10 protein-coding genes are annotated in these 13,370 nt (G+C 56.8%); 6 read left to right on the plus strand and 4 right to left on the minus strand.

Translation table 11 applies throughout. The features are described from left to right. Positions 1-290 precede the first annotated feature (290 nt). Positions 291-581 (plus strand): pyrimidine/purine nucleoside phosphorylase, encoded by a 291-nt coding sequence (ppnP, locus tag WG891_RS11405; protein WP_337262847.1) that lies wholly within the window; start codon positions 291-293, stop codon positions 579-581. A gap of 42 nt (positions 582-623) precedes the next feature. Here ppnP and rdgC read toward each other — a convergent pair whose 3' ends face one another. Beyond that, positions 624-1,535, minus strand: a complete 912-nt coding sequence (gene rdgC / locus WG891_RS11410; protein ID WP_337262848.1) for a recombination-associated protein RdgC — start codon at positions 1,533-1,535, stop codon at positions 624-626. 246 nt (positions 1,536-1,781) lie between these two features. On the opposite strand from rdgC, the gene mak reads away from it, so the two are divergent. Next, positions 1,782-2,687 (plus strand): fructokinase, encoded by a 906-nt coding sequence (gene mak, locus WG891_RS11415; protein ID WP_337262849.1) that lies wholly within the window; start codon positions 1,782-1,784, stop codon positions 2,685-2,687. 26 nt (positions 2,688-2,713) lie between these two features. Here the strand turns inward: mak and licT are convergent, their stop codons facing one another. The 3 genes from licT to sbcD all read right to left on the minus strand — a co-directional run bounded on the left by licT (position 2,714) and on the right by sbcD (position 8,281). Further along, a complete protein-coding gene (gene licT, locus WG891_RS11420) occupies positions 2,714-3,571 on the minus strand; it encodes a BglG family transcription antiterminator LicT (RefSeq protein WP_337262850.1) in 858 nt (285 codons plus the stop codon). 244 nt (positions 3,572-3,815) lie between these two features. Continuing rightward, on the minus strand, positions 3,816-7,055 hold the full coding sequence (gene sbcC / locus WG891_RS11425) for an exonuclease subunit SbcC (protein WP_337262851.1): 3,240 nt from the start codon (positions 7,053-7,055) through the stop codon (positions 3,816-3,818). After that, a complete protein-coding gene (gene sbcD, locus WG891_RS11430) occupies positions 7,052-8,281 on the minus strand; it encodes an exonuclease subunit SbcD (RefSeq protein ID WP_337262852.1) in 1,230 nt (409 codons plus the stop codon). Before sbcD ends, sbcC begins: the two co-directional genes overlap by 4 nt. 219 nt (positions 8,282-8,500) lie before the next feature. On the opposite strand from sbcD, the gene phoB reads away from it, so the two are divergent. The 4 genes from phoB to brnQ all read left to right on the plus strand — a co-directional run bounded on the left by phoB (position 8,501) and on the right by brnQ (position 13,324). After that, positions 8,501-9,190: a phosphate response regulator transcription factor PhoB gene (gene phoB / locus WG891_RS11435; protein WP_337262853.1), complete on the plus strand. Its 690-nt coding sequence runs from the start codon at positions 8,501-8,503 to the stop codon at positions 9,188-9,190. A gap of 24 nt (positions 9,191-9,214) precedes the next feature. Continuing rightward, entirely contained in the window at positions 9,215-10,531 is a 1,317-nt protein-coding gene (gene phoR / locus WG891_RS11440) for a phosphate regulon sensor histidine kinase PhoR (RefSeq protein ID WP_337262854.1), read from the plus strand. A 15-nt stretch (positions 10,532-10,546) separates the two neighbouring features. Then, positions 10,547-11,494 (plus strand): PstS family phosphate ABC transporter substrate-binding protein, encoded by a 948-nt coding sequence (locus WG891_RS11445; protein WP_337262855.1) that lies wholly within the window; start codon positions 10,547-10,549, stop codon positions 11,492-11,494. A gap of 507 nt (positions 11,495-12,001) precedes the next feature. Continuing rightward, complete coding sequence (brnQ, locus tag WG891_RS11450) at positions 12,002-13,324, plus strand: branched-chain amino acid transport system II carrier protein (RefSeq protein WP_337262856.1); 1,323 nt, start codon at positions 12,002-12,004, stop codon at positions 13,322-13,324. Positions 13,325-13,370: the final 46 nt, after the last annotated feature.

The following is a 13,370-nucleotide window of genomic DNA, read 5'->3' on the forward strand; positions in this document are numbered from 1 at the left end:
AACGCGATGCTGCGAGATAATAGGCAATGGGTGACAAATTAATCATCACCCATTGACTTTAAACACAGCTGCTCTCCCCAAGGGAGAGGGAACTGGTTAGCCTTAACTGACAAGCATTAGCCTTCTGGCCCCGTTTTTTTTACCCCGGCGGTGAGCACTGCTCGGCATGAAGAAAAACGCGGCAGCCTTACCGTGCGCCGTGATCGCATTTCGTGTGAAAAACCAGTGACAGATCAGACCCAATCCCCCAATATGGGGTTCCACTAAGATGATAACGCGGGTGCCAGTTTATGCTGAAAGTGAACGAGTATTTTGCCGGAAAAGTGAAGTCTATCGGTTTCGACAGTAGCAGCATCGGTCGTACCAGCGTCGGTGTGATGGAGGAGGGGCAATACACCTTCAGCACCGCACAGCCGGAGGAAATGACGGTGATCACCGGGGCATTGAAAGTGCTGTTGCCGGGAGCGCCAGACTGGCAGGTGTTTACGCCAGGTGAAAAATTCTTCGTGCCAGGGCAGAGTGAATTCAACCTGCAGGTTGCTGATGCAACCGCCTACCTGTGCCGTTATCTGAGTAAATAATTTACCGCCGGGGTGCGATGCCGTACCCCGGCGGCTTTGCGTTTATCGCTGCGCTTCGCCACCCAAGGCTTCAATGGTATTGCTGATCAATGCCGCCAGTTCGCTGGTCATCAGAATAAAATCGGCATCGAAGCGTTGGGCGAAATCTTCACGATCGATATCCGCGTTCTGCTCGCGTAAGGCGTCGGCAAACTTCAGGCGTTTGAGAGAGCCATCGTCAGCCAGCACCAGTTGGATCCGCTCCTGCCAGTCGACCGCCAGTTTAGTCACCAGCTTGCCCGCTTCAATATGTACGGCAATTTCATCGCTGATCAGGTTCTGTTTCTTGCAGCGGATCACGCCGCCGTCTTCCAGAATGGCTTTCAGCTCGGCTTCGTCCTGAATGATAAAACCGGCTGGCAGTTCGCCGGAGCGCACCCATTCGGTCAGCGTCAGCTCGATCGGGCTTTCCATGGTCAACGGCACCACCGGCAGTGAACCCAGGCTTTTACGCAGCAGCGCCAGGGTATCTTCGGCGCGTTTGGCGCTGGCGGCATCGACCATGATCAGGCTGTTGACGGTGTCGATCCACATAAAGGTCTGGTTAAAGCGGCTGAAGGCGCGCGGTAACAGGCTGTGCAGCACCTCATCTTTCAACGAGTCTTTCTCGGTTTTCTTCAGCTTGCGGTGCTGCTCGCCTTCGAGCTTATCGATCTTGGCCTGCAACTCCTGCTTCAGCACCGGTGAAGGCAGGATCTTCTCTTCTTTACGGGCGCAGATCATGATTTGGCCGTTAACGGCGTGCGTCAGTGCGTCGCTGTGAGAGCCCATCGGCGAGACCCAGCCGGTTTTGGCCATATCCTGGCTACCGCACGGGGTGAACGCAAAGGCGCTGAGCTGTTTTTCCATTTCATCCGCGTTTAGCGCAACGTCGCGGCTCAAACGGTAAACCATCAAATTCTTAAACCACAGCATAATGTTATCCCAGGCTGGGCGTGCACTTATCTCCATCATTTCTCATGAGGATCGCACGCAGATTCATCAAAAGCAGGGCGGCATGATAACGAATTGACGCTGGAAAATCGCCTTATTCCCGTGGAATTGCGGCGGTTCCCGCGTTTCTGCTACGTGCTGCTGCAATGCCAACAGTAAGCACAAGATTTTTCAGCTGGGTTACATTAGGCTGTATGTCCGTTGTCGTTGCGTGTTGAGGAGAAAATAGTGCGCATTGGTATTGATCTGGGTGGCACAAAGGTTGAGGTGATCGCGTTAGCCAACGACGGGCAGGAGCTGTTCCGTCATCGTATTGCCACGCCGCGTAATGACTATCAGCAGACGTTGGAAGCGATTGCTGGCTTGGTGCGGCTGGCGGAAGAGCAAACCGGCCAGCCAGGCTCGGTTGGCGTGGGCATTCCCGGCACATTATCGCCTTTTACCGGGCTGGTGAAGAACGCCAATTCAACCTGGCTGAACGGCCAGCCGATGGATAAACATCTTTCGGCCATGTTGGCGCGTGAGGTGCGGTTGGCGAACGATGCAAACTGTCTGGCGGTGTCAGAAGCCACCGACGGGGCCGCTGCGGGGTGCCAAACGGTGTTTGCGGTGATCGTGGGGACCGGCTGCGGTGCCGGTGTGGCAATTAACGGCCAGGTACACGCCGGGAGGAACGGCATCTCCGGCGAATGGGGCCATAATCCGCTGCCCTGGCTGGATGACGATGAGCTGCGTTTTCGCGCCGAAGTGCCCTGCTACTGCGGCAAGCAGGGCTGTATTGAAACCTTTATCTCCGGCACGGGGTTTGCCACCGACTATGCGCGCCTGAGCGGTAATGCGCTGAAAGGGCATGAGATCATGGCGTTGGCGCAGCAGCAGGATGTGACGGCAGAACAGGCGATCGCCCGCTACGAAATGCGTTTGGCGAAGTCTTTGGCCCACGCGATCAATCTGTTTGATCCTGATGTGATCGTTCTTGGGGGCGGGATGAGCAACGTTGAACGCCTGTACCAGCATGTGCCGCCTTTAGTGAAACAGTGGGTATTTGGCGGCGAATGCGCAACCCCGATCCGCAAAGCGATCCACGGCGATTCCAGCGGCGTGCGCGGCGCGGCCTGGCTGTGGCCGCAGTGATCGTTTTCGCCAAGGGCTGAGGAAGCTCACTCCTTGGCGACGTAATTCCCTTCGCTTTCGCTGCGTACCCGCTCAATGTGGATGGTCAGAAACATCATCTCTTCACGGGTCAGCCGATGCTGGTAGTGCTTTTCAATGTGCTGGTTGATCTTGCCAGCACAGGCGAATGATTCGTGGTATTTGTCCTTCACCACCTGATACAGCGAATCATCGTCGCTGTCGACGTAGTTTTTCCCCAGCAGGCGCTGGGCAAAGAACTTGAGATGGGTGACGAAACGGTGATAGCTCAGCGCTTCTTCATTGTAATCAAAGCGGAAATGGTATTTGACGATATTCAGGATCTCCTGCATCACGCGGGTAATATGCAGGGTGTTGTGCATTTCATCGTTAAGCTGGGCGTTGACCAAGTGCAGGGCAATAAACCCGGCTTCGTCTTCCGGTAGCTGGGCTTCCAGGCGTTGGGCGATGATCGTCAGCGCCTCCAGCCCGAGGGCAAACTCGTTCGGGTAGAGTTTTTTGATCTCCCACAGCAGCACATTTTTGATGTCCAACCCTTGTGCATGGCGCTGTAGCGCGAAGTGGATATGGTCGGTCAGCGTAATATAGACAATATTGTGCAGTTTCCCCGGCAGCCGCTGGCGGGCGAGGGTGATAATGCGATCGGCGGTGGTTATGCAGGCCAGCGGAATTTCCGCCAGCAGTTCTTTGTAACGCTCGCTCATCTCGCCGCTGTTGAGGGTAAATACCTTCTCGATCAGGCTTTCATCTACGCTATCACCGGCTTTCTTTTTAAAGCCAATGCCACGCCCCATCACCACCGTTTCTTCCTGATGGCCATTCAGCGTAATCACTACGTTATTATTGAGTATTTTAGCGATTTTCATGGCTATTCCTGGTTTTTCCAGCCTGCTGAAAACGAAAAAACCCGACACCCAGGAGCGATCCCGAAGGTCAGGTTTTGCCTGTATTCACAGTGACAATCCTTTTATCCCCGTCATACATCAAGCCCTGATGCCACTCGAATGATTCCGGGTAATTCTGCTGTATGATAACCATTGTCTGCCCTGGCTCAACGCTTTTCGCCCTGGACTGCCGCCGCGATCACATTTCTCTGCGGCCAGCGAGCAGTTACTCAATGCGGAACTGCGGTTCCAGCCTGCTAATCCCCAGCCCGTTGACCTTTTTCACCTTAATCTGCACCGGAATGCGTTCTTTCATCGCTTCGACATGGCTGATCACGCCGATGGTTTTGCCGGTGGCATTGAGGCTATCGAGAGCATCCAGTGCGGTATCCAGCGTTTCTGCGTCCAGCGTGCCGAAGCCTTCGTCAAGGAATAACGAGTCGATGCTGGTCTTGTGGCTGACCAGGTCGGAAAGCGCCAAGGCCAGTGCCAGGCTGACCAGGAAGCTCTCACCGCCTGATAGAGTGCGGGTGTCACGCAGGGCATCGGCCTGCCAGGTATCCACCACCTGCAGTTCCAGCGCGTCGCTGGTTTTGCGTTGTAACAGGTAGCGCCCGTGCAAACGCCCAAGCTGGTGGTTAGCCAGATACACCAGATGATCGAGGGTTAACCCTTGGGCAAACTTACGGAATTTGTCGCCTTCTTTTGAGCCTATCAACTGATTGAGCATGCTCCAGTCGTCGTACTGCTGCTGGCTTTGGGCGATCTGCTCAAACAGCGTTTGTTGGTTTAAGCGGCGCTGCGCGTCGCTGCTTAACTGGTTACGTACTTCCCCCTGGCGTTGTTGCAGCGTTTTTAGCTGCTCGGCCAATTGGCTCAGGGCTGCCGGGGTCGCGAGCGCTTCATCCAGATCTGCCGGGCGGCAGAGGCGTTGCTGCTCCAGCGCTTGCTGTGCCTGGGCCAACAGGGCGTTGACTTGTACCTGACGCTGCTGCAGCCCTTCTTTTTCTTGCTGTAATTGTTGGCGCACGCTCTCGTCAAGCAACGCAGCGCGCAGCGCCGCTTCATCGGCGAATTCGCTGCTGGCGAGCGCCTGTAGCCACTGCTGTTCCGCCGCCTGTAAACGCTCGGCATACTGCTGTTGTTGCTGCTGTAAGCCGGTGAGTTGGCCCATTAAGCGCTCGCGTTGCTCCTGCGCCTGGCTCAATTGTTCTGTGGCCTGTTGCAGGGCGTTGTCGCAAGCCGTTTGTGCCGCCTGTAACTGCTGGCGCACCTGTGCCACCTGTTGCTCACCAAAGAGCGCAATACGTTCACGGCGCAGTTCTGCGAGCTCTTTTTCTTGCTGCTGTGCCAGCTGTTGCCATTGCTCATGCTGGCGCAGGGTTTCTGCATGGCTTGTCTGCAGCAGGTTGAAACGCTCATCCAGCAGTGCGATATCCTGCTGGTTTTTTTGCTGCGCCAGCAGCAGGGTGCTCAATTCATCCTTGGCCTGCTGAACGGCGTGGGCAGCCTGCTGGTGCTGTAACAACCGTTGCTGAGCCGTGCGCTCTTCGCTATCGCAGGCGGCCAACCAATCGTTCAGGCGCTGCGCGTCGTGCAGGGTAAAGTCAAACGCCAGCGGCGCGCTGAGCGTTTGCCAGCGTTGCAGATGCTGTTCCTGCTGCTGCTGTTGCTGTTTTAACCGTTGCTGCAGTTGTTGCTGTTGATCTTTCAGGCTTTCACAGCGCGCGCGCAGTTCGCTGCCTTGCGTATACAGCGTTTCGGCTTGCGCACGCATTTCGGCGACGCGCTGTGCGGTTTCTGAGGGCTTTACCGCCTGATACTGCGCGATCGCCGGGTGCTGAGTGGAACCACACAGCGGACAAGGCTCGCCGGTTTGCAGCCGGGCGCGTTCGGCCTCTAGGCTGACGATCAGTTTTTCCAGCTCGTGGTTTTTCTCAACGTCGTTGAGATGCGCTTTGTGCTGCTTGTACTGCTGACGAGCCTGCTCAAGCTGCGTTTCTGCCTCGGTCAGCTGCTTTTGACGATCGTCAAACTCCAGCCGTTGCTGTTCCAGGTGCTGCTGGCCTTGCTGAAACAGCAACGCCAGGTTGGATAACTGCTGGCGTACCGGGCGCAGATCGGCCAGCTCTGCCTGGCGCTGGCGCAGCTTTTCCTGCGGAGACTGCGTTTCCAGCGCCGCCTGCTGTTGCTGATGTTGTTGCAGCGCCGTGGTCAAAGCCGCCTGTTGCGCCTGCGACTGGCTTGCCAGAGCGGCAAGCTGTGTGCGCTGGTTTGCCAGTTGTTCCAATGTGCGGCCGAGTTCTTCGTGCTGCTTTTGGCTATCGGTGCGTTTTTTATGCGTATCAGCCAACGTGTTTTGCCCGTGGGCAATCTGCTGATCGAGCGGTAGCACCTGCTCATCGATCAACGCTTGTTGCTGCTGTTGGTGTGCAATCTGTGCCTGCTTGGCCGTTTGCGCCTGCGCTAACCGTTGTTGTAGCGGAACAGTTTGTGCCTGTTGTTGCTGCTGCTGTTGCAGCAATCGCGTGATTTGCTGTTGCAGGGCCTGGCTGTCCTGCTGGCAGCGGTTGCGTTCATCAAGCCGTGGGCGCAGCTTTTCTGCCGGTTCGCTGCGCGCCAACTGCTGCAGCCGCGGTGCTGCCTGCTGATGGGCCTGTTGCACGGCGCTGAGCTGTTGCTGGCAGTCTTGCAACTGCCGTTGGGCGTGCTGCCACTGCTGCAGCCAGTTCAGCTCATGCTGGCGCCGTTGTGCCTGCTGGCTGAGCTGCTGCTCCTCCACGCTGAGGGCCGTAAGCTGGTTTTCCAAGGCTTGGCGCTGTTCATCAGTCAACAGCTCAATGCCGCTGGCGCGCTGGTGCAGGGCATCGAGCTCGGTTTTTGCCTGCTTGTGTTGTTCAAAGACCCGTTCGGAAAGCAGGCCGTAGATCTCGGTGCCGGTCAGTTCCTCCAGCAGTTCGGCGCGATCGTTGGCATCAGCATTAAGAAACGCGGCAAATTGCCCCTGTGACAGCATCATCGACTTGGTGAAACGGCCGAAGTCCAGCCCGGTGATCGAAGCGATCAGATCCAGCTTATCCCGTACTTTGTCTGCCAGGATCTTGCCGCTTTCCCGTAGCGCCAATTCCACTTTCGGTGCCTGCAGGTTACCATTGGGATCGTTTTTGGCGCGGCGCTGGCTCCAGAAGGCACGATAGCCGGTGCCTTTCACCTCAAACTCCACTTCCGCCAGCGATTCGGCGGTGTGGCGCGTCATCAGTTCGTTATGGCTTGGCGTGACGTTCAGCCGGGGAGTCTGGTGATACAGCGCCAGGCAAATCGCGTCGAGCAACGTGGTTTTGCCCGCGCCGGTCGGGCCGATGATGGCAAACAGCCCGTTGCTGGCGAAGGGTTCGGCAGTGAAGTCGATTTTCCACTCGCCCTGCAGCGAGTTGAGGTTTTTCAGGCGCAGGCTGAGGATCTTCATACGGAAGGCTCCTCATCCTGGTGCAAGGTTTCAACCACCTGTTGGAACATGTGGCGCATCCTTTGCTGGCGCGGTTCTGTCATTTCGCTCTCCAGCGCCAGCCGCCGTTCAAAGACGTCGCTAACGCTCAATTCATTCAGGGTTTCTCTGTCCTGCTGGGCGATCGCCTGGCGGCGTTGCTCTTTGCTGCGCCGCAGCAGTAATACCTCCACCGGCAGCGCATCGGTCAGTTGCTGGATGCGGCGTTGGATATCACTGAGGTAATCCTGCGTCGCCACTTCGATATCCAGCCAAACCGGCAATTCCCCCGAGTAATCGGCAAATTGCCGCAGCTGTTGTTCGATCTGCGATATATCGCCTTTGATCAACTGCATCGGTTGGAAGGTGGGCACCTCCAGCGCGTTAACCTGTTGCAGAGCTCCGTCGGCGAAATCGACCATCAACACGCTTTTGGCTTTACCGAGTTCGTCGAAGCTGAGCGGGATCGGCGAGCCGCTGTAGCGAATATGGTCAGATTTAGCCACGTTCTGGGCGCGGTGGATATGGCCGAGCGCAATGTAGTCTGCAGGGGGGAACGCCTGCGCCGGGAAGGCATCCAGCGTGCCGATATAAATATCGCGCACCGAGTCGGAGGTGGTCACCCCCACGGTGGTTAAGTGGCCGGTGGCGACAATCGGCAGCTTCAGGCCCAGCGCGGCGCGGCGCGCGCAGGCGGCCTGATACAGGTGTTGGTAATGTTCGGCGATGGCTTCCTGTAACGCATGCTGTTTTTGCGTGCCGGATTCCCCAGCGCGGCTGGTGAGCAGATCGCGCGGGCGCAGGAACGGGATGGCACACAGCACCGCCCCCGGTTGGCCATCGCGCTGCTGCAACACCAGGATCTGTTGTTCAATTGCCGTTTGCGCATTGGCAATCACGGTGGTATTCAGGCAGGAAAGCAGCTCACGCGATTCATTGAGCGTGGCCACGGAATCATGGTTGCCGCCCAGAATCACCAACTGGCAGCCGGTGTGCTGTAATTCCACCACAAAGCGGTTGTACAGTTCGCGGGCGTAGCTCGGCGGGGAGCCGGTATCGAACAGATCCCCGGCGACGATCAGCGCATCCACCTGCTGCTGTTCCACCTGTTCGATCAGCCAGCGCAAAAAGGCCTGGTGCTCGGCGGCACGGCTTTTGGTGAAAAAGTATTGGCCCAGATGCCAGTCAGAAGTATGAATCAGGCGCATGATACTCCCTGCATAAAATATAATTGCGGTGATTATAAGGGGGCTGAGTGCCCTGTCGTGACGTAAGCATTATGACATCTAAATGGTTTTTCTTTGATCGTTAGAATAATCACTATGCTTAGAGCCGCAAAGGCAGTGGTGATTTTCATAAAAGTGTCACAAAACTGACGCATAATGGCGCCGCAACATAGCCTAAATAACACATTGGCAGGATTGACGATGGCAAGACGCATACTGGTGGTGGAAGACGAAGCGCCGATCCGTGAGATGGTGTGCTTTGTGTTGGAACAGAATGGTTACCAACCGTTGGAAGCCGAGGATTACGACAGTGCCATTACGCGCCTGTCCGAGCCGTTCCCTGATTTGGTGTTACTTGACTGGATGTTGCCCGGCGGTTCTGGCATTCAGTTTATCAAGCATATGAAGCGCGAGGCGCTGACCCGGGATATCCCGGTGATGATGCTGACCGCACGCGGTGAAGAAGAAGATCGGGTGCGTGGCCTGGAAGTGGGGGCGGATGATTACATCACCAAACCGTTCTCGCCCAAAGAGCTGGTGGCGCGCATTAAAGCGGTGATGCGCCGGATTTCACCGATGGCAGTGGAAGAAGTGATTGAAATGCAGGGATTGAGCCTGGATCCTTCTTCACACCGGGTGATGGCAAGCGGGCAGGCGCTCGATATGGGGCCGACCGAGTTCAAGCTGTTGCACTTCTTTATGACCCACCCAGAACGGGTTTATAGCCGTGAGCAGTTGCTTAATCACGTCTGGGGCACTAACGTTTATGTGGAAGACCGTACCGTTGATGTGCATATCCGCCGGCTGCGTAAGGCGCTGGAGACCAGTGGTCATGACAAAATGGTTCAAACCGTTCGGGGCACCGGCTACCGGTTCTCAACGCGCTATTAAACGCGCCATGTTGGAGCAGATGCCGTGTTAGAACGCCTATCCTGGAAGAGGCTGGCTCTTGAGCTGGCCCTTTTTTGTTTGCCTGCGGTATTGCTGGGGCTGATTTTTGGCTATTTGCCCTGGTTCCTGCTGGTTGCGGTGCTGATTGCACTGGCCTGGAATTTTTACAACCAACTCAAACTCTCCCACTGGCTGTGGGTTGATCGCAGCATGACGCCGCCGCCGGGGCGCTGGAGCTGGGAACCGCTGTTTTACGGCCTGTATCAGATGCAGCAGCGTAACCGCCGCCGCCGCCGTGAACTGGCGCTGCTGATTAAACGCTTTCGCAGCGGGGCCGAATCCCTGCCCGATGCGGTGGTGATGACCACCGTTGAAGGCAATATTTTCTGGTGTAACGGCCTGGCGCAGCACCTGCTGGGCTTCCGCTGGCCGGAGGATAACGGCCAGCATATCCTCAACCTGCTGCGTTACCCGGAGTTCAGCCAGTATCTGCAACAGCAGGAATTCTCTAAACCGCTGACGCTGCAGTTGAATAACGAGCACTTTGTCGAGTTCCGCGTAATGCCCTATTCCGAAGGGCAATTGCTGATGGTGGCGCGCGATGTGACCCAGATGCGCCAGTTGGAAGGGGCACGTCGTAACTTCTTCGCCAACGTCAGCCATGAGCTGCGCACCCCGCTGACGGTGCTGCAAGGCTATCTGGAGATGATGAGCGATCAGGAACTGGATGGTTCACTGCGCAGCAAAGCGCTGAGCACCATGCAGGAGCAGACCAAACGCATGGACGGGCTGGTGAAGCAGTTGCTGACGCTGTCACGCATTGAGGCCGCTCCCAACGTTGATATGAATGAAAAAGTCGATATTCCACTGATGCTGCGGGTGTTGCAGCGCGAAGCGCAGTCGCTCAGCAATGGCAATCATGCGATCAGCTTCCGCGTTAATGAAAACCTCAGGGTGTTTGGCAATGAGGATCAGTTGCGCAGCGCGGTTTCCAATCTGGTGTATAACGCCGTCAACCACACGCCGCCGGGCACCAATATTGAGGTGAGTTGGCAACAGACGCCACAGGGCGCGCAGTTTCAGGTCAGCGACAGCGGGCCGGGGATCGCTTCTGAGCATCTCCCACGGCTCACCGAGCGTTTCTACCGCGTGGATAAGGCGCGTTCACGCCAGACCGGCGGCAGCGGGCTGGGGCTGGCGATCGTCAAGCATGCGCTCAGCCACCATGATTCACGGCTGGAGATTTTGAGCGAGCCCGGTATCGGCACGCGTTTCATCTTTACCTTGCCTAATCGGTTGATTGTCCCCGCTGCTTTGTCAGAGAATGCGGTGAAAAATTAACGCGCGGACGTGGTTATGGCCCGATTCACTTCAGGATTACTGCTTGGTCTGATGCTGTTGCTCAGCCCCGGAGCACAGGCGCAGCCGGACGGTATGCTGGCCGGCAATCTTTCCAGCGTAGGTTCAGACACGCTGGCCAACCTGATGGCGCTGTGGGGGCAGGATTTCAGCCAGCACTATCCCAACGTTAACCTGCAAATCCAGGCCGCCGGTTCCTCCACGGCCCCGACCGCACTGGCGGCGGGCGCGGCCCAACTGGGGCCGATGAGCCGCCCGATGAAAGCGGCGGAAATATCGGCTTTTGAGCAGCGTTATGGTTATCCGCCGCTGGCGGTGCCGGTGGCGGTCGATGCGCTGGTGGTGCTGGTCCATCAGGACAACCCGCTGCGCGGGCTGAACCTGCAGCAACTCGATCAGATCTTTTCCTCCACCCGCCGCTGCGGCGAAAATAGCGCGATCCAACGCTGGGGTGAACTGGGGCTGCAGGGCAGTTGGGCACAGCGCACTCTGCAACGTTTTGGCCGTAATTCCGCTTCCGGCACCTACGGCTATTTCAAGCTGCGTGCCCTGTGTGGCGGGGATTTCATGACGCGGGTGAACGAACTGCCTGGCTCGGCTTCGGTGGTGCAGGCCGTGGCGGGATCGTTAAGCGGCATCGGCTATGCCAGCATTGGTTTTCGTGCCAGCGGGGTGCGTTTGCTGCCGTTGGCTGAATCAGGTCATCGCTACGTCGCGCCGACGGAAAGCAATGTGCGTAACGGCAGTTATCCGCTGGCGCGTTATCTGTATATCTACATCAATAAAGTGCCGAACCAGCCACTGGAACCGTTGACCGCGGCTTTTCTCGATCGCGTGCTTTCGCAGCAAGGGCAGGCGCTGGTGAATCACGACGGTTATTTGCCGTTGCCCCCGGACACGCTGCGCAAAACGCGCATGATGCTGGGGTTGGAGTCGCTTTTTTGAGTGCAAAAACTGAGCGCGTTATGTGCGATGAATGGCTGAATTTTGGTGTTTGTACGCAATATTTAGCACAATGATTCACACTCTGTGAGTTTATTGCTCAAAGATAATACAAATCATGTAGTGTATATTTCTTGATAACCCCTATGATCGACTGGCTAGAAAATATTATCTGGACGATCGCTCTGCTTTCTTTGCTGCATCTTGTCTTTCAGCGCTATAAACGCTTAACTTAGCCCGCGTTGCTGGACTAAACCTCCATTCAACCCCCATGGTGTTTCACCTCCAGCGCTGCTGGCTGCAACCATGAAATCGGTTGGGGATATAACTTCTAAAACGCTGCCCACCTTCATGAGCAACCCTTTTGGGATCGGTACGACGCGCCAGATATTGCGCGTTTGGGTTGCCGATCGGGCTCAGGATGCCAGGGCAGGCCAGCAACTCAATTCCGGTTTTTTGCCCCGACACGGGCGAAAATTTTTTTCATTTTTACAGGCAACACAACATCGTATGAGTCAGCGTTTAACATCAAAAGATATTCTGGCGTTGGGGTTTATGACCTTCGCCTTATTCGTCGGTGCCGGGAACATTATCTTCCCACCGATGGTGGGTTTGCAGTCCGGCGAGCACGTATGGACTGCGGCATTGGGTTTTCTGATCACCGCCGTGGGGTTGCCGGTGATGACGGTGATCGCGCTGGCGCGCGTGGGGGGCGGTGTTGATGCCCTGAGCACGCCGATTGGCCGTAGCGCCGGTTTGCTGTTGGCGACGGTGTGCTATCTGGCTGTCGGCCCGCTGTTTGCTACGCCACGCACGGCTACCGTTTCCTTTGAAGTAGGGATTGCGCCGTTGACCGGTGACGGCCCGCTGCCGCTGTTTATCTACAGCCTGGTCTACTTCGCGCTGGTGATCGGTATTTCACTGTATCCTGGCCGCCTGCTTGATACCGTGGGGCATATTCTGGCACCGCTGAAGATAGTGGCGCTGGCCGTTCTGGGTATTGCCGCGCTGATGTGGCCTGCAGGGGCACCGATCCCGGCGGTAGAGGCTTATCAGAGCGTGCCTTTCTCCTCCGGCTTCGTCAATGGTTACCTGACCATGGATACGCTCGGGGCGATGGTGTTCGGCATCGTGATCGTCAATGCCGCACGTTCGCGCGGGGTGAAGGATGCCGGTCTGCTGACCCGTTACACTATTCTGGCCGGTTTGATCGCCGGTATTGGCCTGACGCTGGTGTATCTGAGCCTGTTCAAGCTAGGTTCCGGCAGTGGCGTGTTGACGCCAGATGCCACCAACGGCGCGGTGATCCTGCATGCCTATGTGCAGAATACCTTTGGCGGTTTGGGGAGCTTCTTCCTGGCTGCGCTGATCTTTATCGCCTGCATGGTCACGGCGGTGGGCCTGACCTGCGCCTGCGCCGAGTTTTTTGAGCAGTACCTGCCGTTCTCGTACAAGACGCTGGTGTTTATTCTGGGCCTGTTCTCGATGGTGGTTTCCAACCTCGGCCTGAGCCATCTGATTCAGATCTCGATCCCGGTACTGACCGCGATCTATCCTCCTTGCATCGTGCTGGTGGTGCTGAGCTTCACCCTGCGCTGGTGGAACAATACTTCACGTATTGTTGCGCCGGTGATGTTAGTCAGCCTGTTGTTTGGTATTCTTGACGCGGTGAAAGCGTCCAGCTTCCAGCATCTGCTGCCAGCCTGGAGCGATAACCTGCCGTTGGCGGCGCAGGGCTTGGCATGGTTGCCGCCTTCGCTGCTGATGCTGGCGCTGGTCGCAATTTATGATCGGGTTTTTGCGCGCAGCCGTGAAGTGACTGTGCATTCATAAACCTGCGATCTTAATTTTGGGCCACGGACTTGTCCGTGGCTTTTGT

The organism is Serratia sp. MMO-28, from assembly GCF_037199905.1.
Classification (GTDB): Bacteria; Pseudomonadota; Gammaproteobacteria; order Enterobacterales; family Enterobacteriaceae; genus Chania; species Chania oryzae.

Excerpts from the sequence above, each read along its gene's own strand:
- WG891_RS11445 (WP_337262855.1), top strand. The coding sequence starts at position 10,547 with ATGGCCCGATTCACTTCAGGATTACTGCTTGGTCTGATGCTGTTGCTC.
- sbcD (WP_337262852.1), bottom strand. The coding sequence starts at position 8,281 with ATGCGCCTGATTCATACTTCTGACTGGCATCTGGGCCAATACTTTTTC.
- rdgC (WP_337262848.1), bottom strand. The coding sequence starts at position 1,535 with ATGCTGTGGTTTAAGAATTTGATGGTTTACCGTTTGAGCCGCGACGTT.
- phoB (WP_337262853.1), top strand. The coding sequence starts at position 8,501 with ATGGCAAGACGCATACTGGTGGTGGAAGACGAAGCGCCGATCCGTGAG.
- ppnP (WP_337262847.1), top strand. The coding sequence starts at position 291 with ATGCTGAAAGTGAACGAGTATTTTGCCGGAAAAGTGAAGTCTATCGGT.
- brnQ (WP_337262856.1), top strand. The coding sequence starts at position 12,002 with ATGAGTCAGCGTTTAACATCAAAAGATATTCTGGCGTTGGGGTTTATG.
- licT (WP_337262850.1), bottom strand. The coding sequence starts at position 3,571 with ATGAAAATCGCTAAAATACTCAATAATAACGTAGTGATTACGCTGAAT.
- sbcC (WP_337262851.1), bottom strand. The coding sequence starts at position 7,055 with ATGAAGATCCTCAGCCTGCGCCTGAAAAACCTCAACTCGCTGCAGGGC.